A 20,388-nucleotide genomic window follows, 5' to 3' on the forward strand; every position below is an offset into this window, starting at 1 on the left:
TAGAGACGACATGCTGGCGTCTCCAAGGGCCTGTAAAAATTAAAGATTTATCTATTAGGTTGGTCTCTCAAATATGATTTTTTGAGGTTTATAGACCCTTGGAGACGCCAGCATGTCGTCTCTACAAAAGAACGCTCATTTCTTGAATCCGAATCAAAGGACGAGAATTTACTCGACGCACATTTGTGGGTACACAATAGCTTCACAGTTGGTTTGGGGTCTTTTCCAAAAATTCTTTGGTACAAAAGCTATCTCCTAAGCACTTCTTCTATTTGTTGTATCAGCGCTTCTCTTTGCATAGGCGATTGGGTTCTTGATAATTCAACTTTACCATATCTATCAATAATAGCATAAGTAGGGTAGCCCGTACCTTTTATGTTTTTCATAATCTCTTGTGATAAATTTCGAGAGGCAAAAATGTGACTTCCCTCCAGATTATAAAAGGCAATCAGTTGTTTCCACTTTTCTTGGTCTGTATCATGATTGGTTATGTACAGGAATGTAAGACCTTTGTTTTCAAAGTACTTCTTTAATGCAGCAGAATGCTGATTTATATCCTGTCGGCAAGGAGCGCACCAGGTGCCCCACATATCAAGAAATATAGTTTTGCCTTTAAAGTGAGTTAAGATATTATCCCAGTTCTCAAGACTATCTACAAACACCATCTTATCTGTCAACTGGTTTTTATATCGTGCAATAGCATCGGCAAATGGCTTTTCGAAATAGATGCTAAATTCACTTTTAGGAAATTGGTGCTTAAAGTCGTTAAATATAGATTCTACATTGGCAAACAATTGCCTTTCAACCATTAAATCAAGTAATAATGCATACATCTGTTCTTTAACTTTAGCCGTAAAGTGCTTTTCTATGAGTTTTTGTTTCAACTGATTCATTGCATCTTTTTTCATAATAGATTCAGCTGCAATACTATCATTTGCAAACCATTCTCTATAAAAATCAGAAGGTCTGTCATAAAAGTCGTCTATCGCATCTTCATATCTTCTATCAAGAAATGTTTTAAGGTATTCATGATAAGAAGGTGCTACCAAGGCTTTTTCATCAGACAGTTCTACTTCGTTTTGTAGTGCCTTAAACGTGTTTTCCCAGCTTTGTTTATTTCTAGCCACTTCGTCTCTCATGTTAATCCTGAGGTTACCGTATTCATTATAAAACGACGATAATCGGGCATATTTCAGATGATATTGCAAGGCTTCTTTGCAGTTAGCAGAAAGATGATAGATTTTTGAAATAGAATCTAAAACTGCTTTATCACGACTATAAAAGTTGTTAATAGCGCTGTATATTCTATCAGGTACTGAATCTTGCTTTGCTTCTCCTACATTATAGAAGGTTTCAATGCCTTTAAGATGATTATCGTCAGCCCCATTGCCGGTGATAATTATCTCCGTTTGGTTTCCCTCAGTTAAAGTCAGATTATAACCTTTCCGGATATAGAAGAATTGTTTAAGAAAGGTTTTATTGCCGGTGCTATCGCTGATTTTTAAAATAACTAATTCATTGTCGATAGATTCCAGATTGAAAGAGAAGGCTCCGGTTTTATCAATGTTTGTTTTAAGAACAGCAATATTCGGAGTATCATACATCAAACTTTTTGTTGGTCTGCTTAGGGTTACAAGACCATAGCTAAAGCCAGGAAGTTTACCTGTAATACTTGTCTTTTGCGCAAAAGATTGAGTAAATAAAATAGAACACAACAAAAGGATAAAGAGTGATTTCATAATAGGCACAGTTTAAAAGAAATAGAGGTTTTATTCTACGGTTTTCTTTTCTAACGTATTCAGAAAACGCTTATTATGGCTCTATTTCTTAAAAAATCTTAATTCTTGTAAAACCCTGTGTGCACTTATATGAATTTACTTCCTCAACTCCCCAATTTTCTCCTTCGCACTCGTCAGATTTGCGTCTAGCTGCAAAGCCTTTTCATAATAATAAAGGGCTTTCTTTTTATCGCCACTTATCAGATAGGCTTCGGCCAGGCTGTCGAAAGTATTAGCCTCTTGTGGATATACGTTTGTGTTAAGCGCCAATACGGCAATGGCTTGTTGGTAACGCTTTTGGGCTAGTAGTACGTAGCCATAGGCATTGAGTTCGCTTGAGTTGCGGAGTAGAGGCTTTATTTCAGCACTGATTTTCTGGAGTTCGTTGGGTAATTGCTTGGCCTGATGGGTTTCTACAATTTGCGCTACTTTGTTTTGTGCCTGATAGGCTGAGGCGTAGGGCTCTTGTCTGATGATTTTTGACAGGTCTTTTTCTAGAGACTCAACAGGTCGCTCGATTATTCGGCCGATTTCAAGGCCGTTTTTAAGAATAATAAAAGTAGGTACCCTGAATATGTTCCAGCCTGTTTCTTCATGTGTAGGGCTTTGTTTATAGCGTTCCTGCGCGTTATCGACCATCACGAACTTTAGTTTTGCGTTAGAAAGGCCGGCCTTTTCTGCCACTTTCATAAAACGGGGTAGGTTCTGCTGGGTATCTCCACACCAGGTTGCGGCAAAGGTGAGTATCTCAATATCGGCTGTCTTCTCTTTAAAAGATTGGGTAATGGTGCTATCTACCTGATAATTGTTATAGAACTTATCATACCACTGATTATAAGGGAAACGCATGAAAGCCACCTTAGAACAGGGGCCAAGCAGCATGGTGTTACCACGTGAATCGAAGGCTTCTTGGTTAATAAAAGGGCTTGAGTTTTGCGCAAAAGTGGCAAAACTCAAGCATACAATAAACAAAGTGTAATGCTTTTTCATAAATGCGTATAAAATCTTGAATGAGCCTCAAAATTAGTAGCTTAACGTATAGGCAGTTGTTAAGAATTTCCTAACGATTTGTGAATGTTTGTTAATGGGTATATTGCCCAAAGCAGTGCCTTGAAAATGTTGGGGAGCGAAATATAGACAGAAATTTGGCTAACCAACTGATAACGAGAAAAATAATTAAAAAATCTTTTTGATTATTTATTGTAGTAATCAAAAAAAAACATACCTTTGCACCTCAATTGAAAACGGAGTACTTCTCATTTGGTTAAATGAAGTCTCGAATCATTCGGGAAACCAATTTAACTTTGACTGTAAGCATATCTACGAACAAGTTTCGTAAAACAATTCAGAACAGTCTCCGAAAGCTATGAATTTTACAGGAATCACTGCAAGGTAACAAGGAATCGTCCTGCACCTTATTTAGTTTTGACCTTACCGAAACGGGGTATCCCACAGCGGTTTGCAGTGTAATGAACAAGTTGACGGGTTGTCAACCTCTGGGAATAGTAAATAATTTATTGACCGACGTTTGTATTAGTGCACTTTTTTTCGGAATTTTGCACCCCCGTTTAGATGCCGAATTGTGATTTGGCAGAAAAAGAATCAAAATAGGTTATAATAGCAAAATAAAGCGTAAAATACCATGTCTGGAATTATCGGAAAGAAAGTTGGAATGACAACTATCTTCAACGCAGAAGGTCAAGCAGTACCATGTACTTTGATAGAAGCAGGTCCTTGTGTTGTTACTCAGGTTCGTACTGAAGATAAAGATGGCTACAAAGCTATCCAATTAGGTTACGGCGAGAAAAAAGAAAAAAACACTAGCCGCCCGTTGGTAGGTCATTTCAAAAAAGCAGGCACAACGCCTAAGCGTAAATTGATTGAGTTCAAAGAGTTTGAAAAAGAATACAGCCTTGGCGATACTATTCGTATTGAAGATGTTTTTGCAGAAGGTGATTTCTTAGATGCAAGCGGAAACTCAAAAGGTCGTGGTTTCCAAGGGGTTGTAAAACGCCACGGATTTGGTGGTGTTGGTGGTCAAACCCACGGTCAGCATAACCGCGGACGTCACCCTGGTTCAATCGGTGCGTGTTCGTTCCCATCAAGAGTATTCAAAGGTCTTCGTATGGCTGGTCGTATGGGTAACACTCGTACAACAATCCAAAACCTTAAAGTATTAAAAGTAATATCGGATCAAAATTTAATCGTTATCAGCGGTTCAATTCCGGGAGCTAAAAACTCATACATTACTTTACATAAATAAAAAAACACCCCCAGCCCCTAAAGGGGAGTGTTTAGAGTACATGTTTTAAAAAGCTCCCTTTAGGGCGGGGAGCGTTTAGGTCGAAACTGAACGACATCGAAAAAATACAGTAGATACAATGGAATTATCAGTATTAAGTAAAGACGGAAAAGAATTAGGTCGTAAGGCAACTTTGTCTGACGCTATTTTCGGAATCGAGCCAAACGAACACGTGGTTTACTTAGATGTAAAACACTACTTGGCAAATCAGCGTCAAGGTACGCACAAAGCAAAACAAAGAGCTGAAATTGCACGTTCAACAAAGAAAATTGTTCGTCAAAAAGGTTCAGGCGGTGCTCGTCACGGTTCAACCAAAGCTCCAACTTTCGTAGGTGGTGGTCGTGTATTCGGGCCAGTTCCACGTGATTACGATTTCAAATTGAATAAGAAAGTAAAAGTATTAGCTCGTAAATCTGTTCTTTCTGCAAGAGCTAAAGAAAATAACATCTCAGTTATTGAAGATTTCACTTTCGACGCTCCAAAAACAAAATCTTACTTAGCATTTCTTGGTGCATTGTCATTGACAGGAAGCAAAACGCTTTTCATTTTGCCTGACTACAATACCAATGTGTATTTATCAGCTCGTAACATTCCTAAAACGAAAGTTTTGAGTGCAGACGAAGTAAGTACTTATGACTTAATCAATGCTGATAAATTGATCATTAGCGAAGGTGCTTTGTCGAAAATAGAATCAATATTGAACTAAAAGCTGCAACGCAGTTTTGCTAATAAATTAAGAAAATGAGTGTACTTAAAAGACCAATCATCACCGAGAAAACTCAAAAAGGTACCGCAAAAGGTAAATTTGTGTTTGAGGTAGCGAAAGATGCGAACAAAATCGAGATCGCAAAAGCTGTCGAAAAGATGTATGGCGTTTCAGTTACTGACGTAAACACCATTCGTCAAATCGGTAAAAAGAAATCAAGAATGACTCGTAGCAGAGCATCTTCTGGTATTACTTCTACTTTCAAGAAAGCAGTTGTAACCCTGAAAGAAGGTGAAATGATTGATTTCTACGAAAATTTATAAGAATAGATTCTGTGAGAGATCACAAGTCGTTCCATCATTAAATTTCAAGTATAGCCTTTAATGGCTGCAAAAGATTAAGTAAAAATGGGTATCAAGAAATTAAAACCAATCACCCCGGGTCAACGTCATCGTGTAGCTCCAGATTTTTCTGAGATTACTGCAAGTAAACCAGAAAAAAGCCTGACAACTACGATCAAGAAAACCGGTGGTCGTAATAACGAAGGACACCGTACTGCACGTTACATCGGTGGTGGCCACAAACGTAGATATCGTATCATCGATTTCAAAAGAAGCAAAGTAGATGTTTCGGCTGAAGTAAAAACTATCGAGTACGATCCAAACCGCTCAGCACGTATTGCTTTGGTGCAATATACTGACGGCGAAAAGGCTTATATCATTGCCCCACAAGGCTTGAAAGTAGGTCAGGTAATCATCGCAGGTAAAACAGTTGCTCCTGAAATCGGTAACTCTCTTCCATTAGGAAGCATGCCGCTTGGTACAATTGTTCACGCTATTGAGTTACATCCTGGTAAAGGTGCTCAAATGGCACGTAGCGCAGGAACTTACGCTCAAGTGTTGGCGAAAGACGGTAAATATGTAACCTTGAAAATGCCTTCAGGTGAGATGAGAATGGTATTGGCTACTTGTGTTGCTACAGTAGGTACAGTATCAAACGCAGACCACATGAACGTAACTTACGGTAAAGCAGGTCGTAAACGTTGGTTAGGTGTTCGTCCACGTGTAAGAGGTGTAGCTATGAACCCAGTAGATCACCCGATGGGTGGTGGTGAAGGTCGTGCTTCAGGAGGTCACCCACGTTCACGCAATGGCTTATTAGCTAAAGGCAAGAAAACGCGTGACAAAACTAAGCCGTCGACTAAGCTAATCGTTTCAAGAAGAAGTAAATAATCAAAATAAAGAATATAGATAAGTATTTATGGCACGCTCATTAAAAAAAGGACCATATATTGATTACCGCCTTGACAAGAAAGTTGTTGACATGAACAACTCTGGCAAAAAATCAGTCATCAAAACATGGTCGCGTCGCTCAATGATCTCTCCGGATTTCATTGGACATACTTTCGCAGTACATAACGGTAATAAATTTATTCCGGTTTATGTAACTGATAACATGGTAGGTCACAAATTGGGTGAGTTCTCTCCAACGCGTAACTTCCGTGGACACATTGCAAAGAAAGATAAAGGAAAAAGATAATAATTGTACATTTGTAAAAAATGGAAGCAGTAGCAAAATTAAGTGATTATCCTACCTCGCCACGTAAGGCAAGACTGGTTGCAGACCTAATCAGAGGTAAAAAGGTAAGTTATGCCTTGGGAATTTTAAGTTTCCAACCGCAACACGCATCACCTGTTATCAAGAAGGTCTTGTTATCAGCGGTTGCCAACTGGCAACAAAAAAACGAAGACCAGAAAATTGAAGACGCAGAATTAATTGTGAAATCAATTTTCGTTGATGGTGGTCGTATGATCAAACGTTTAAGACCGGCACCACAAGGTCGTGCTTACAGAGTTCGTAAACGTTCGCATCACCTTACTGTTGTAGTTGATAGTGCAGTTTAAATAATTAATGCGCGAACGATATACTACTCGTATCGCATAAAATTACAACGACGTCGAAGTCGTACAATCAAGAAATAATACAAAATGGGACAAAAAGTAAATCCTGTCAGTCTTAGACTTGGATATATCAGAGGATGGGAATCTAACTGGTATGGAGGCAAAACATTTGCTGAAAAACTTGTCGAAGACCAAGAAATCCGTAAATACGTTGCAGCACGTATTCCAAAAGGAGCGATATCGAAAGTAGTTATCGAGCGTACCTTAAAACGTATCACCCTAACTATCCATACAGCCCGCCCAGGTGTTGTAATCGGAAAAGGTGGTAACGAAGTAGATAAGATTAAAGAAGAGTTGAAAAAATTGACCGGCAAAGACGTTCAAATCAACATCTACGAAATCAAACGCCCTGAGTTAGATGCAAAATTGATCGGTGAATCAATTGCGCAACAATTAGAGGCGCGTATCTCTTACCGTCGTGCCATGAAACAAGCTATTCAAGCAGCTGTTCGTGTTGGTGCACAAGGTATTAAAGTGAAATTAGGTGGTCGTCTGGCTGGAGCTGAGATGGCACGTAATGAAATGTATAAAGAAGGGCGTATCCCGCTTCATACACTTCGTGCTGATATTGATTATGCAGTATCAGAAGCCCTTACAGTATACGGTAAAATCGGTATCAAAGTATGGGTATTCAAAGGCGAAGTATTTGGTAAGCGCGATTTGACCCCTGCTGGTGGTGCACAATCTCAAGGCAACGAAAGAGGCAATGAAGGTGGTGGACGCGACGAAAGAAGAGGTGGCGGACGTGATGATCGCAGAGGCGGCGGACGTGACGACAACAGAGGCGGTGGACGTGGTGATAACAGAGGTGGAGACAACCGTAATAATCGTGGTCCGAATAATCGTGGCGGAAATAACAATAACCGTGGCGGTGGTAATAACAATAATAGAGGTAATAATAATAGAAGATAATTTTCCGGGTTTCAGGTTTCTTAACTAAGAGTTCATACCTGAAACTAAGAATTTTTGAAACCTGAAACAAAGCACAACAGTGCTGAAAATATAATAGCGTCATGTTACAACCAAGAAGAACCAAATTCCGTAAGCAGCAAAAAGGCAGAATCAAGGGTCTCGCAACACGCGGACACGAGATTGCATTCGGAACATTCGCTATCAAATCTTTAGAGCCGGGTCGAATCACTGCTCGTCAGATTGAGGCAGCTCGTATCGGGGTTACCCGTGCAATGAAACGTGAAGGTCAGGTGTGGATTCGTATCTTCCCTGATAAACCTATCACTAAAAAGCCACTCGAAGTACGTATGGGTAAAGGTAAAGGTGCCCCAGAGTATTGGGTAGCTAGCGTAAAACCAGGTACTATTCTTTTCGAAGCAACAGGTGTGCCATTGGCAGTTGCTACTGAAGCTCTTCGTTTGGCAGCACAAAAATTGCCAGTACAAACAAAATTTGTTGTACGTAGAGATTATCAGGAAGATGCAGAATAATCATAAGGCAAACACCTTATGAAGTAACCTGAATGAGACCTTTATTTTTTACTCATTCATTCATTCAATAACAAAATGAAAAAGTCAGAAATCCAAGCATTGTCAGTTGAGCAGTTGCAGCAAAACATCTCTGTTGAAAAAGACAGAATCAATAAATTGAAGTTTGCTCATGCTATCACGCCTATCGAAAATCCGATGCGTATTCGTCAATCTCGTAGATTGATTGCTCAAATGTTGACAGAATTGAATGCCCGTTAATATTTAAATACCCTGTTCAACAGGACATTAAGACAAGAACAATGGAAAGAAATCTTAGAAAAGAGCGTATCGGAACAGTAGTTAGCAACAAGATGGATAAGTCTGGAGTTGTAGCTGTAGTTCGTAAACTGAAACACCCGAAATACGGAAAGTTCATGCTCAAAACCAAGAAATTCATGTTCCATGACGAGAACAATGAAGCTGGTATCGGTGATACCGTTAAGATTCAGGAGACTCGCCCATTGAGCAAGAATAAAAATTGGAGATTAGTAGAAATCGTAGAAAAAGCGAAGTAATTTAAAGCTAATAGCTGTTAGCCTATAGCTAATAGCCAACAAATTAAGACAATGTTACAGCAAGAATCAAGAGCAGGTGTTGCCGATAATAGTGGAGCAAAAGAAGTGCTTGTAATCCGTGTATTGGGCGGTACAGGCAAACGTTATGCTTCTATTGGTGACAAAGTTGTCGTATCCGTAAAATCGGCCCTATCTTCTTCTAATATGAAGAAAGGAACAGTATCTAAGGCTGTCGTAGTAAGAACCACGAAAGAGGTTCGTCGCAAAGATGGTTCATACATACGTTTTGAAGACAACGCAGTAGTATTATTAAACAACCAAGACGAGCCACGTGGTACTCGTATTTTCGGACCTGTTGCACGTGAATTACGTGAGAAACAATTCATGAAAATCGTTTCTTTGGCTCCTGAAGTTCTTTAATTTGAAAGCGGTAAGCTAGCTAAAGTCTGGCCCGCCATTGAGATAAAGTTGCATCGCAGCTTTGTCCGATGCTTAACTATTCAAATTTTCAAATTTAAAAGTAATGGAAAGAAAATTCAATAAGCAACAGAAACTTCATGTACGCACAGGCGACACAGTTGAGGTGATTGCAGGTAATTCGAAAGGCAAACGTGGTAAAATAACTGAAATTAACGCTGAGAAACAACGTGTAGTTGTTGAAGGTGTAAACATTCAGAAAAAACATGTGAAACCATCGGCACAAAATCCTCAAGGTGAAATCCGTGAGTTTGCAGGTCCGATTCACATCAGTAACGTAATGTTGGTAGACCCTGCAACAGGTGCTGCAACACGTACTGGTCGTAAAGAAAACGATAAAGGCAAATTGCAGCGTTTCTCTAAAGAAACCGGTAAGTTTATATAAGGTATCAAATTGTTGTCGGGCTGCAAAGCCTGACTTATACTGAGGGTCGGAAATCCTCGTAAAAAGCGATTCAAAAAAATGGCACGTTTAAGAGCAAAATATACAGAAGAAGTAGTACCGGCTTTGAAAGAGAAGTTTGGTTATAAATCAGTAATGCAGGTTCCTGTGTTACAAAAAATTGTGGTAAACCGTGGTGTGGGTGCTGCAACAGGCGACAAAAAGCTAATCGATAGCAGTTTAGAAGAAATTACAACTATCACTGGTCAGAAGGCCGTAGCAACACTTTCAAAGAAAGCCGTTTCGAACTTCAAACTTCGTGAAAATATGCCAATCGGTGTAAAAGTAACACTTCGTGGTGAGAAAATGTACGAGTTCCTTGATCGTTTGACTGCTATTGCACTTCCACGTGTGAGAGACTTCAAAGGTATCAGCGATAAAGGTTTTGACGGACGCGGAAACTATACCTTTGGTATTAAAGAGCAAATAATTTTCCCTGAGATTTCGATTGATAAAATCTCTAAAATTCAGGGTATGGATATAACTTTCGTAACATCGGCACCAACAGATGCAGAAGCTTACGAATTATTAAAAGCAATGGGTCTTCCATTTGCTAGCAGCAAAAAATAATCTTAACAGAGGTTTAAAAAAGTCATACAATGGCAAAAGAATCAATAAAAGCAAGAGATAGAAAAAAAGAGGCTACAGTAGCAAGATATGCAGCTAAACGTGCCGCTTTGAAAGAAGCCAACGATTATATCGGATTGGACAAATTACCTCGCAATGCTTCTCCGGTTAGATTACATAACCGTTGTAAATTGACAGGTCGCCCAAGAGGATATATGCGTAAATTCGGTATCAACCGTGTTACTTTCCGCGAAATGGCAGGTAAAGGTTTGATTCCGGGTGTTACTAAAGCATCTTGGTAAGATAGGTGATATTATTTAGGAGGATTCTTTGATTAAATAGTCTTTATTGAAGAATCTTTGAGTTCTGCTAAATAATATTTGCTTATAACTATACTTTTTATTAAAAATATTTTCTAATTTTGCAGCCCAATTAAGAAAGTCGCGCTCGCGATACTGCTTAATGTTGGCTTAGGTATCCAAAATTAAACAGCAAAATGATTACAACGGATCCAATAGCAGACTTCCTTACCAGAATAAGAAATGCCATCAAGGCGCGTCACAGAGTGGTAGAAATTCCTGCTTCGAACATCAAAAAAGCGATTACACAAGTACTGTACGATAAAGGTTTTATTCAAAGCTATAAATTTGAGGAAACAGCTCCACAGGGTGTTATCAAAATTGCGTTAAAGTACAATCCAGTTACGAAACAATCGGCAATCGTAGAATTGAAACGTGTTTCTAAACCAGGTCTACGTAAATACGCAGGTACAACTGAAATTCCACGTGTTTTAAACGGATTAGGTATTGCTATCGTTTCTACCTCTAAAGGTGTAATGACAGACAAAGAAGCCCGCTCGTTAAAAGTAGGTGGTGAAGTATTGTGCTATATATATTAATAGGTTTTTTGACCTGTTAATATATAAAAATCTCTCGTTGCGGTATCTCTGCAACACAATTAAATAAATTGTTGACCGCTCTTGATAACTCGCTTCTCAGCGAAAGTGTCATGAAGCCTTAAACTTAAAAGAACAAAATGTCAAGAATTGGTAAAAAGCCAGTTGCTCTTCCGAGCGGAGTAAGTATCACAGTTGATGAGCAAAACATCGTAACTGTAAAAGGCCCGAAAGGAACACTCACTCAAAAAGTTGATTCAGATATCAAAGTAGGTGTTGAAGACAACGAATTGAAAGTTGAAAGACCAACCGAACAAAAACGTCACAAAGCATTACACGGTTTGTATCGTTCTTTAATCAATAACATGGTTATTGGTGTAAGCACAGGTTACAAAACAACGATGGAAATTGTAGGGGTAGGTTATAAAGCAGCTAACAACGGAAACGTATTAGACTTAAGCTTAGGCTTCTCTCACAATGTTTACTTTGTAGTTCCTGAAGAGTTGAAAGTAACAACTACAATGGAAAAAGGTAAAAACCCAACCGTAACACTTGAAGGTACCGACAAACAATTGATTGGTCTTGTAGCTTCTAAAATCAAAGGGTTACGTAAAGTTGAGCCTTACAAAGGTAAAGGTATTCGTTTTGCAGGTGAAGTTGTTCGTCGCAAGGCTGGTAAAACCTCAGGTAAGAAGAAATAATCATTAGACATACAGACTACGAAATTCGTTTCAGAGTCTCAAAATATTTATAACAATGTCAAGTGTTAAAACTGATAGAAGACAAAAAATAAAGTGGAGCATTCGTAGCAAGGTTTCAGGTACGCCTGAAAGACCACGCTTGTCAGTATTCCGCTCAAATACAGCCATATACGCTCAGTTAATCGACGACACAAAAGGCGTTACTTTAGCATCAGCATCAACTACAGGTTTAGGTTTGAAAGGTGTAAAAGTTGACAACTCTAAAGAAGTTGGTAAAAAAATTGCTGAAATCGCTACTGAAAAAGGTATCGATGCTTGTGTGTTCGACCGTAACGGTTATTTGTATCATGGTAACATTAAAGCCTTGGCAGACGGTGCCAGAGAAGGCGGTTTGAAATTCTAATCTTGCAATTCTCAATCAATGAATAAAGCAAAAGTAAACGAGGCAGAACTTAAAGAAAGAGTTGTAGCCATTAACCGTGTAGCCAAAGTGGTGAAAGGTGGTCGTCGTTTTAGTTTCTCGGCAATCGTTGTGTTAGGCGACGGTAAAGGTGTTGTAGGCCAAGGCTTAGGTAAAGCAAATGAAGTAACAGATGCTATTGCTAAAGCTATTGAAGACGCTAAGAAAAACTTAGTATCTGTGCCTGTAATCAACGATACTGTACCTCACGAAATTCACGGTAAATTCTCAGGTGGTTTTGTGTTTGTAAAACCTGCAGCCCCTGGTACTGGTATTATTGCCGGTGGTGCGATGCGTGCTGTGTTAGAAGCAGCCGGTATCCACAATGTATTGGCGAAATCTAAAGGTTCATCAAACCCACATAACGTGGTAAAAGCTACGATTGATGCTTTAAGCCAAATGCGTGCACCTCATGCAGTTGCTTTCCAACGTAGTGTTAAAATGACAAAAGTATTTAACGGATAATAGCTTCCAGCTTTTCGCCGTAAGCCACAAGCTCCGATGCTTATGCTTGCAGCTTGAAGCTTACGGCTCTCAGCTAATAAAACGATGGCAAAGGTAAAGATTACTCAAGTAAGAAGTACGATTGGCAGACCAGAAGTACAAAAGCGCACAATTGCCGCTTTAGGTCTTGGCAAACTTAACCGTACTGTAGAAAAAGAATTAAACCCTGCTATGCAAGGCATGATTAACAAGGTGAAACACTTGTTAGTGATTGAACAAGCATAAGTAAATTCTCCCCACAGGGGTTTAGGGTAGGCAAAGCCGAGTGATTCCGAAAGTCGGAATTGCGTATGTTTAACCGATTAAAATAATCGCATTACAATGAAATTGAGTTCATTACAACCTGCTAAAGGTTCAGTTAAAGTAAACGACAGAGTTGGCCGTGGACATGGTTCTGGCGGTGGTGGTACTGCTAAACGTGGTCATAAAGGTGCAAAATCTCGTTCAGGTTACAGCCAAAAACGTGGTTTTGAAGGTGGTCAGATGCCATTACAAAGACGTGTACCTAAGTTTGGTTTCAAAAATATTAACAGAGTAGAATACAAAGCTATCAACCTTGATACTATTCAGGCTTTGTTTGACAAAACAGGTGCAACAGCAATCGATTTAGGTTTCTTATATAACAACGGTTTGACTTCAAAATCTGACCTTGTGAAAATCTTAGGCCGTGGTGAATTGAAAGCTGCAGTTAACTTAAGAGCAAATGCATTCTCTGCTTCAGCGATTGAGGCTATCGAGAAAGCAGGTGGTTCGGCAACTGTAGATGCTACTTTTAACCCAGGTGCTAAAGTAGAAGTAGTAGCAGCTGAAGAAGTAGTAGCAGAAGCGAAACCAGCAAAAGCAAAAAAAAAAGCTGAGGGAGACGATCTAAAATTAATCGAAGGTATTGGTCCGAAGATTGCAGATTTGCTTATTAACGAAGGAATCGTTAGCTTTGCAGATTTAGCAGCGACACCTGCCGAGAAAGTTAAAGAAATTCTTGACGCAGCAGGTTCAAAGTTTGCAATGCACGACCCAACTACTTGGGCAGAACAAGCGGAATTAGCTCGTGATGGTAAGTGGGATGAGTTAAAAGAATTGCAGGATAAACTTAATGCAGGTAGAGCTGAGTAATTTCAACCATAAGCCTTGTTTTTCCTAACAAAATGAACAAATTTATAACAACACTCAAGAACATCTGGTCAATAGAGGAATTAAGGAAACGTATCCTTCAAACTCTTTTGATAATCGTTATTTTTCGTGTCGGTTCCCACGTAGTTTTACCGGGTGTTGATGTGACTAAGTTAAAAGATTTAACAGCCGATAATGGTTTGTTGGGCCTTTTAAATACATTGGTTGGTGGTGCGTTTAAGAATGCCTCAATTATGGCTCTAGGTATTATGCCATACATTTCGGCTTCTATCGCAATTCAGCTATTGACACTTGCATTGCCGTATTTTAGCAAATTGCAGAAAGAGGGTGAGTCGGGTCGTAGAAAATTAAATCAAATTACTCGCTGGTTAACTATTGCAGTTGCAGCAGCACAAGGATTTACCTACGTTCAGACTACGATTCCTACAGATGCAATCATGGTTGGCCAGGGTCTATTTTACATCAGCTCAGTGCTATTAATTGTAGCCGGAACTGTAATGTGTATGTGGATGGGCGAGCGCATGACCGAAAAAGGTATCGGAAACGGGATTTCAATGATGATTATGATTGGAATCGTGTCAAGATTTCCGGGTGCTATCATTGGTGAGGCTAACTCAAGAGGTGGAAGTGGTCAGATTCTGTTTTTCATCATCGAAATTGTAGCATTATTTATGGTTGTTTTGTTTGCAGTTGCCATTACGCAAGCTACACGCAGAATACCGGTACAATATGCAAAACAAATAGTTGGTAATAAAGTTGTAACAGGCCAACGCCAGTATTTACCATTGAAATTGAATATTGCAGGTGTAATGCCAATCATCTTCGGACAAGCATTAATGTTTATACCGGGTCTGGCGCTTAATTACCTTGCAGAAAGCACTAAAAATGATACTTTCCAGAACTGGGCAATTATCATGAATAGTCCGACCTCATGGCAATACTGTTTAATTTATGCAGTTTTAATCATTGGTTTCACATTTTTCTATACAGCTATCTCGATTAACCCTAATCAAATTGCTGACGATATGAAACGTGGTGGTGGTTTTATTCCGGGTATCAAACCGGGTCAACCAACTTCTGATTACATTGCTGATGTATTAGACAGAATTACATTACCAGGTGGTGTTTTGCTAGCGGTTATCGCTATCTTACCAGCCTTGGCCGGATTACTAGGAATGACTCAGAACTTTGCTTCATTCTTTGGTGGTACTTCATTGTTGATTCTGGTAGGTGTTGTGTTAGATACATTGCAACAAATTGAAAGTTACTTGTTGATGAAACGTTATGAAGGCTTGATGCAATCAGGTCGTATTCAGGGCCGCCAGAACGTATCAACAGTATCTATTTAATAGAAGAGTAATACCATGAGCAAAAAGGATAGAATTATTTATTTGAAATCGGAAGAGGAGTTAGAGATTATCCGAAACAATGGCCAGATTCTGGGCAAAGCTCATGCAGAAGTAGCCAAAGCAATAGCTCCGGGTGTTACTACTAAACAATTAGATAAAATAGCCGAAGAATACATTAAAGATCAGAAAGGGCACCCGTCTTTTTTAGGATATGATGTCGGAGGCCTTAAGTTTCCAGCTTCACTTTGTATCTCTGTCAACGATGTTGTTGTACACGGTATACCAAGTAACAGAACTCTGAAAGAGGGAGACATAGTTTCGATTGATTGCGGTGTTTATAAAGATGGTTATCATGCCGATAGTGCATATACTTATGCAGTAGGCGAAATAGCCAAAGAAGTAGCTGACCTATTGAAACGCACTTACGAATCTCTTTATAAGGGAATCGAACAAGCAAAGACAGGTAACAGGGTTGGTGATATTAGTTTTGGTGTACAAGACCATGCCGAGAAATTTGGTTATGGCGTAGTACGGGAGCTGGTAGGCCATGGTGTAGGGAAGTTCCTGCACGAATCACCTGAAGTACCTAACTTTGGCAAACGTGGAAATGGGCCTAAATTGCAGGAAGGAATGGTTTTAGCAATAGAGCCAATGATTACCCTGGGTCGTAGAAGTGTAGTACAGGAAAATGATAACTGGACTATCAGAACCGAAGACCGCAAGGCAGCAGCACACTTCGAACACACAATTGTAGTAAGAAAAGGAGCAGGCGAAATACTTACAACCTTCGAGTATATTGAAGAAGTATTAGCCAAAAAGAATTTAGTAGTTGCTTAGGAGTTTAGCGTAGAGAGAAACAAGACAAACAATTTTTCTGCGCAATTTAAAATATATGGCAAAACAATCAAATATCGAAGTTGACGGCATCATTACTGAGGCTCTTTCAAACGCCATGTTTCGTGTACGTTTGGAGAATAAACATGAACTGATTGCCCATATCTCTGGTAAAATGAGAATGAATTACATTCGTATTCTACCTGGCGATAAGGTTAGATTAGAGATGTCTCCTTACGATTTATCAAAAGCAAGAATTACTTATCGTTATAAGTAAAATAACGCAGCCCCCCCGCCCCTAAAGGGGAGCTCAGGTTTGCAGCAACAATATAACGATTGAATTATTTATAGAAAATTCATGTTGTTTTACAACCCCAAAACATGAAGACTTTCGTACAAAAATTCCCCTTCAGGGGTTAGGGGTGGTTTTAAATATTATGAAAGTTAAAGCATCAGTAAAGAAGCGCAGTGCTGAATGTAAAGTTATCCGTCGTAAGGGTAAAATTTACGTTATTAACAAAAAAAATCCGAAGTTTAAACAAAGACAAGGTTAATTATCTATGAGGATTGCAGGTGTTGACATCCCGGACAAAAAAAGAGGCGAGATCGCCCTTACGTACATCTACGGTATTGGTCGTAGTTCGTCACAAAAGATTTTAGAAAAAGCAAATATCAGCTTTGATAAAAAAGCAGGTGAGTGGAACGATGCCGAAGCTAATGCTATTCGTGGTATTATCAGCGAAGAACTAACCGTAGAAGGTCAGTTGCGTTCTGAAGTGCAACTTGCCATTAAACGCTTGATGGATATTGGTTGTTACCGTGGCGTTCGTCACCGTAAAGGTTTACCACTTCGTGGTCAACGTACCAAAAACAATTCACGTACGCGTAAAGGTAAGCGTAAGACTGTAGCAAACAAAAAGAAAGCTACTAAGTAATCCCGCGTATCTGATTAAGATACTAAACAGGATTTTGCAAATTACGGGAGCAAAATCGAACAGAATACAGGTTTTTCTGTATTGCCTATCATTAAACACTGTTTTGTCACAATGGCACAAGCTAAAAGAAAAGATAAAGCTAAAAAAAGAGTAGTAATAGTAGAGCCGGTAGGTCAAGTACATATCAGAGCCTCTTTTAATAATATTATTATCTCAGTTACCAATAGCCAAGGCCAGGTTATTTCTTGGGGTTCGGCAGGTAAAATGGGATTCAAGGGTTCTAAGAAAAATACCCCTTATGCTGCTCAGATGGCTGCACAAAACTGTGCACAAGTTGCCTATGATGCAGGTATGCGTAAAGCAGAGGTATTCGTAAAAGGCCCTGGCGCTGGTCGTGAGTCAGCTATTCGTACGGTACAAAGCACAGGTATTGAAGTAACTTCAATTACTGACGTGACTCCACTTCCGCACAATGGTTGTCGCCCTCCAAAACGCAGAAGAGTATAGTTTTAAGCAGAAGAGTGAAAATTTTTAAACTATTGCCAAAAAAAATGTGTTTATTTAGGCAATGAACTTAAAAGTTTTCATTCTTCTGTTTCTTAATTTTTAATAATCAAAACAAAAAGCCTTGAAACAAAGGCACCGGAAGTAAAAATAGCTGTGATTAGCTATGCAGATTGATAGTTTGGACATTGGGGCTAAGCAATCATTACTTCTTCTTAAAACAAAAAAAAATGGCAAGATACACAGGTCCGAAAGTTAGAATTTCGAGAAAATTTGGAGAGCCTATCATGGGCCCAAGCAAAGTTCTTAGTAAGAAAAATTACGCTCCAGGTCAACACGGTAAAGGACGTAAAGGAAAAAAATCAGAGTACGGTCAACAATTAATTGAGAAACAAAAAGTTAAATATACTTACGGTATATTGGAGCGCCAATTTGCTCGCTTTTTCCATATGGCTTCAGTAAAACAAGGACGTACAGGTGAAAACCTTTTGAAATTGTGTGAAGCACGCTTAGATAACACTGTATACCGTTTAGGTATTGCTCCAACGCGTCGTGCCGCGCGTCAGTTGGTTACACACCGTCACATCACTGTTGATGGCGAAGTATTAAACATCCCATCATTTGTGTTGAAACCAGGCCAACTAGTAGGTGTTCGTGAAAAATCGAAAGCCCTTGTAGCAATTGCTGATAGCCTAAGTGCTCGTAATGCAAAACGTTACAACTGGTTAGAGTGGGATAGCACAGAATACGTTGGTAAATTTATCAACTTCCCTGAGCGTGACCAAATTCCAGAAAACTTCAACGAGCAAGCAATCGTCGAGTTATATAACAAATAATATTTGCTATAATAGTTGTGCCATTGCCGTGAAAATCGGTGGTGGCACAGCTACGTTTTTTTATTGGTGGGTATAGCTAACCACCACTTTCGTTAACGAAAACAAACACACTGCATACGTATGTCAATATTAGCATTTCAAATGCCTGACAAGGTCGTCATGGAAAAAGCTGACGACTTCCATGGCTTTTTCGAGTTTAAGCCACTTGAAAGAGGGTATGGTGTGACCATCGGGAACGCCCTACGTCGTATTTTGTTATCTTCGCTAGAAGGTTATGCAATCACGTCGGTAAGATTCCCCGGGGTATTACACGAATTTTCGAGCATTGAAGGAGTTGTAGATGATGTGACGGAAATCATCTTGAATCTTAAAATGGTTCGTTTTAAAAAAGTTTCTGATTATGTCGATAATAAATTCACCGTCAGAGTAAAAAATCAGAGTGTATTAACTGCGGGCGACCTTGGTAAATTTACTCAAAGTTTTCAAATTTTAAATCCAGATTTAGTGATTGCCCGTTTGGACGACCAAAGGGAAATCGAAATCGAAATTATAGTTGATAAAGGCCGTGGTTACGTTTCTGCTGAAGAACATAAGCAAAACGACTTACCAATCGGTTTTATCTCGGTTGACTCTATCTATACTCCAATCAAAAATGTGAAGTATAGCATAGAAAATACACGTGTAGAGCAACGTACTGACTACGAAAAACTTTTGCTTGAAATCAAAACAGATGGTTCGATCCACCCTGAAAGAGCTTTACAAGAAGCAGCGCATATCTTGATACAGCACTTCTTGAAGTTTACGGACGAAAACATGGTATTTGATACCAAGAAAGATGACGAAGACAATATTGTTGATGAAGAATTCTTGCATATGCGTAAGCTATTGAAAACTTCTCTTCAAGATCTTGACTTGTCAGTTCGTGCGTACAACTGTTTGAAATCTGCTGATATTCGTACATTAGGCGACCTAGCAAGACTAGAAGTTGCTGACATGATGAAGTTCCGCAATTTCGGTAAAAAATCATTGACTGAGTTAGAGCAATTAGTAGCTGATAAAGGTTTGCATTTCGGAATGGACGTGCAAAAGTATAAATTAGACGAAGATTGATATTGATTCTTTCCCCTCCTTATGCTAGCCATACCGGAGGGGAATTTTTTGTATAATCGAAACCGCAGTATTCGAATAAAACAATTATTAATCGTAATAGGTGGAGTAGCCAAGACTGCGTAGGATATTCTGACCGTTACTTACGAAATTTATTACAATGAGACACGGTAACAAAACCAATCATTTAGGTAGAACACATTCGCACAGAGATGCGTTATTGAAAAACTTAGCTATTTCTTTAATTCAGTACAAACGTATTGAAACTACTTTGGCTAAAGCTAAAGAATTGCGTAAATATGTTGAACCTTTAATTACAAAAGCTAAAAACGATACTACGCACTCACGTCGTACTGTATTCTCTTATTTGCAAGACAAAGAGTCAATCAAAACTTTATTTGGTGAAATTGCTGAGAAAGTAGCTAGCCGTAATGGTGGATACACTCGTATCATTAAATTAGGCAATCGTTTCGGTGATAACGCTGAGGTAGCTTTGATTGAGTTGGTTGATTACAACGAAGCTCTATTGACAGCTGTAGAAGAGAAATCTACTAAAACTCGTCGTAGCCGTCGTGGTGGTAAAAAAGCTGATGGCGCTGTTGAAGCTACTCCGGTAGCAGTAGACGAGTCGTCGGCAGAAGTAGTAGAAACTCCTGCAGCAGCTGTTGAAGCTGAGCCAACTACAGAAGTAGCTGATGCTGCTCCGGCACAAGATGAAACGCCAGCTTCGGAAGAAGACAAAAAAGAGGCATAAGATTGCTGACAAGTATACAGAAAGCCCCTGAGTATTTCAGGGGCTTTTTTATTTTTTTTGGGTGAGGCCAATCACAATTCCTGATTATATATTATATATACGTTACAACCTTTTGCCGTAGTACGAAGTCAATGCATGTATAGATTTAA

30 protein-coding genes and 1 pseudogene are annotated in these 20,388 nt (G+C 39.2%); 29 read left to right on the top strand and 2 right to left on the bottom strand.

All coding sequences use genetic code 11. The annotated features are described in order from the left end of the window. Window positions 1–248: 248 nt before the first annotated feature. Both WAE64_RS20030 and WAE64_RS20035 read right to left on the bottom strand, forming a co-directional pair. A complete protein-coding gene (locus WAE64_RS20030) occupies window positions 249–1,739 on the bottom strand; it encodes a TlpA family protein disulfide reductase (RefSeq protein ID WP_340239519.1) in 1,491 nt (496 codons plus the stop codon). A gap of 135 nt (window positions 1,740–1,874) precedes the next feature. Next, the gene (locus WAE64_RS20035) at window positions 1,875–2,768 is read right to left on the bottom strand and encodes a thioredoxin family protein (RefSeq protein WP_340239521.1); all 894 of its coding nucleotides are present in this window, start codon (window positions 2,766–2,768) and stop codon (window positions 1,875–1,877) included. Between the two features lie 652 nt (window positions 2,769–3,420). On the opposite strand from WAE64_RS20035, the gene rplC reads away from it, so the two are divergent. From rplC to rplQ, 29 genes and pseudogenes are all read left to right on the top strand, one after another. Beyond that, window positions 3,421–4,041 (top strand): 50S ribosomal protein L3, encoded by a 621-nt coding sequence (gene rplC / locus WAE64_RS20040; protein ID WP_340239523.1) that lies wholly within the window; start codon window positions 3,421–3,423, stop codon window positions 4,039–4,041. Window positions 4,042–4,159: 118 nt separating this feature from the next. Beyond that, window positions 4,160–4,786, top strand: coding sequence for a 50S ribosomal protein L4 (gene rplD / locus WAE64_RS20045; protein ID WP_340239526.1), 627 nt, complete (start codon window positions 4,160–4,162; stop codon window positions 4,784–4,786). Window positions 4,787–4,821: 35 nt separating this feature from the next. Next, window positions 4,822–5,109: a 50S ribosomal protein L23 gene (gene rplW / locus WAE64_RS20050; protein WP_340239528.1), complete on the top strand. Its 288-nt coding sequence runs from the start codon at window positions 4,822–4,824 to the stop codon at window positions 5,107–5,109. Between the two features lie 84 nt (window positions 5,110–5,193). After that, window positions 5,194–6,018, top strand: coding sequence for a 50S ribosomal protein L2 (rplB, locus tag WAE64_RS20055; protein ID WP_340239530.1), 825 nt, complete (start codon window positions 5,194–5,196; stop codon window positions 6,016–6,018). A gap of 28 nt (window positions 6,019–6,046) precedes the next feature. Beyond that, window positions 6,047–6,325, top strand: coding sequence for a 30S ribosomal protein S19 (gene rpsS / locus WAE64_RS20060; protein ID WP_116982338.1), 279 nt, complete (start codon window positions 6,047–6,049; stop codon window positions 6,323–6,325). A gap of 20 nt (window positions 6,326–6,345) precedes the next feature. After that, a complete protein-coding gene (gene rplV / locus WAE64_RS20065) occupies window positions 6,346–6,690 on the top strand; it encodes a 50S ribosomal protein L22 (RefSeq protein ID WP_340239532.1) in 345 nt (114 codons plus the stop codon). Between the two features lie 84 nt (window positions 6,691–6,774). Then, window positions 6,775–7,659: a 30S ribosomal protein S3 gene (gene rpsC / locus WAE64_RS20070; protein ID WP_340239535.1), complete on the top strand. Its 885-nt coding sequence runs from the start codon at window positions 6,775–6,777 to the stop codon at window positions 7,657–7,659. A gap of 101 nt (window positions 7,660–7,760) precedes the next feature. Beyond that, the gene (gene rplP, locus WAE64_RS20075; protein WP_340239537.1) at window positions 7,761–8,189 is read left to right on the top strand and encodes a 50S ribosomal protein L16; all 429 of its coding nucleotides are present in this window, start codon (window positions 7,761–7,763) and stop codon (window positions 8,187–8,189) included. 75 nt (window positions 8,190–8,264) lie between these two features. Beyond that, window positions 8,265–8,447: a 50S ribosomal protein L29 gene (gene rpmC / locus WAE64_RS20080; protein ID WP_253533536.1), complete on the top strand. Its 183-nt coding sequence runs from the start codon at window positions 8,265–8,267 to the stop codon at window positions 8,445–8,447. Between the two features lie 41 nt (window positions 8,448–8,488). Next, window positions 8,489–8,743, top strand: coding sequence for a 30S ribosomal protein S17 (gene rpsQ, locus WAE64_RS20085; protein WP_015027363.1), 255 nt, complete (start codon window positions 8,489–8,491; stop codon window positions 8,741–8,743). A 51-nt stretch (window positions 8,744–8,794) separates the two neighbouring features. Next, entirely contained in the window at window positions 8,795–9,163 is a 369-nt protein-coding gene (rplN, locus tag WAE64_RS20090) for a 50S ribosomal protein L14 (protein WP_116982343.1), read from the top strand. A gap of 103 nt (window positions 9,164–9,266) precedes the next feature. Further along, window positions 9,267–9,605, top strand: coding sequence for a 50S ribosomal protein L24 (gene rplX, locus WAE64_RS20095; protein WP_340239541.1), 339 nt, complete (start codon window positions 9,267–9,269; stop codon window positions 9,603–9,605). A 78-nt stretch (window positions 9,606–9,683) separates the two neighbouring features. Beyond that, a complete protein-coding gene (gene rplE, locus WAE64_RS20100) occupies window positions 9,684–10,232 on the top strand; it encodes a 50S ribosomal protein L5 (protein ID WP_340239542.1) in 549 nt (182 codons plus the stop codon). Window positions 10,233–10,261: 29 nt separating this feature from the next. Next, complete coding sequence (gene rpsN, locus WAE64_RS20105; RefSeq protein ID WP_181841314.1) at window positions 10,262–10,531, top strand: 30S ribosomal protein S14; 270 nt, start codon at window positions 10,262–10,264, stop codon at window positions 10,529–10,531. 194 nt (window positions 10,532–10,725) lie between these two features. Continuing rightward, entirely contained in the window at window positions 10,726–11,127 is a 402-nt protein-coding gene (gene rpsH / locus WAE64_RS20110; protein ID WP_207220027.1) for a 30S ribosomal protein S8, read from the top strand. Between the two features lie 137 nt (window positions 11,128–11,264). Continuing rightward, a complete protein-coding gene (gene rplF, locus WAE64_RS20115) occupies window positions 11,265–11,825 on the top strand; it encodes a 50S ribosomal protein L6 (protein WP_340239545.1) in 561 nt (186 codons plus the stop codon). A gap of 55 nt (window positions 11,826–11,880) precedes the next feature. Then, window positions 11,881–12,228: a 50S ribosomal protein L18 gene (gene rplR / locus WAE64_RS20120; protein ID WP_340239547.1), complete on the top strand. Its 348-nt coding sequence runs from the start codon at window positions 11,881–11,883 to the stop codon at window positions 12,226–12,228. Window positions 12,229–12,246: 18 nt separating this feature from the next. Further along, window positions 12,247–12,750 carry a 30S ribosomal protein S5 gene (rpsE, locus tag WAE64_RS20125; protein WP_101727426.1) on the top strand — a complete coding sequence of 168 codons (504 nt, stop codon included), beginning with the start codon at window positions 12,247–12,249 and terminating at the stop codon, window positions 12,748–12,750. Window positions 12,751–12,834: 84 nt separating this feature from the next. Continuing rightward, complete coding sequence (gene rpmD / locus WAE64_RS20130) at window positions 12,835–13,014, top strand: 50S ribosomal protein L30 (RefSeq protein ID WP_340239550.1); 180 nt, start codon at window positions 12,835–12,837, stop codon at window positions 13,012–13,014. Between the two features lie 96 nt (window positions 13,015–13,110). Continuing rightward, a pseudogene (gene rplO / locus WAE64_RS20135) lies at window positions 13,111–13,548 on the top strand (50S ribosomal protein L15); the annotation flags it as partial. Window positions 13,549–13,934: 386 nt separating this feature from the next. Then, window positions 13,935–15,269: a preprotein translocase subunit SecY gene (secY, locus tag WAE64_RS20140; protein WP_340239552.1), complete on the top strand. Its 1,335-nt coding sequence runs from the start codon at window positions 13,935–13,937 to the stop codon at window positions 15,267–15,269. 15 nt (window positions 15,270–15,284) lie between these two features. Then, on the top strand, window positions 15,285–16,106 hold the full coding sequence (gene map, locus WAE64_RS20145) for a type I methionyl aminopeptidase (protein ID WP_340239555.1): 822 nt from the start codon (window positions 15,285–15,287) through the stop codon (window positions 16,104–16,106). Window positions 16,107–16,161: 55 nt separating this feature from the next. Next, entirely contained in the window at window positions 16,162–16,380 is a 219-nt protein-coding gene (gene infA / locus WAE64_RS20150; protein ID WP_340239556.1) for a translation initiation factor IF-1, read from the top strand. A gap of 160 nt (window positions 16,381–16,540) precedes the next feature. Further along, a complete protein-coding gene (gene rpmJ, locus WAE64_RS20155) occupies window positions 16,541–16,657 on the top strand; it encodes a 50S ribosomal protein L36 (RefSeq protein ID WP_015027349.1) in 117 nt (38 codons plus the stop codon). Window positions 16,658–16,663: 6 nt separating this feature from the next. After that, window positions 16,664–17,038: a 30S ribosomal protein S13 gene (rpsM, locus tag WAE64_RS20160; protein ID WP_340239558.1), complete on the top strand. Its 375-nt coding sequence runs from the start codon at window positions 16,664–16,666 to the stop codon at window positions 17,036–17,038. A 111-nt stretch (window positions 17,039–17,149) separates the two neighbouring features. Then, window positions 17,150–17,545, top strand: a complete 396-nt coding sequence (gene rpsK / locus WAE64_RS20165) for a 30S ribosomal protein S11 (protein WP_130022934.1) — start codon at window positions 17,150–17,152, stop codon at window positions 17,543–17,545. Window positions 17,546–17,772: 227 nt separating this feature from the next. Then, window positions 17,773–18,378 carry a 30S ribosomal protein S4 gene (gene rpsD / locus WAE64_RS20170; protein WP_340239561.1) on the top strand — a complete coding sequence of 202 codons (606 nt, stop codon included), beginning with the start codon at window positions 17,773–17,775 and terminating at the stop codon, window positions 18,376–18,378. A 120-nt stretch (window positions 18,379–18,498) separates the two neighbouring features. Then, window positions 18,499–19,488 (top strand): DNA-directed RNA polymerase subunit alpha, encoded by a 990-nt coding sequence (locus tag WAE64_RS20175; protein WP_340239562.1) that lies wholly within the window; start codon window positions 18,499–18,501, stop codon window positions 19,486–19,488. Between the two features lie 157 nt (window positions 19,489–19,645). Further along, the gene (gene rplQ, locus WAE64_RS20180) at window positions 19,646–20,239 is read left to right on the top strand and encodes a 50S ribosomal protein L17 (protein ID WP_340239563.1); all 594 of its coding nucleotides are present in this window, start codon (window positions 19,646–19,648) and stop codon (window positions 20,237–20,239) included. Window positions 20,240–20,388: the final 149 nt, after the last annotated feature.

Origin of the sequence: Emticicia soli (assembly GCF_037860775.1) — a bacterium.
Classification (GTDB): domain Bacteria; phylum Bacteroidota; class Bacteroidia; order Cytophagales; family Spirosomataceae; genus Emticicia; species Emticicia soli.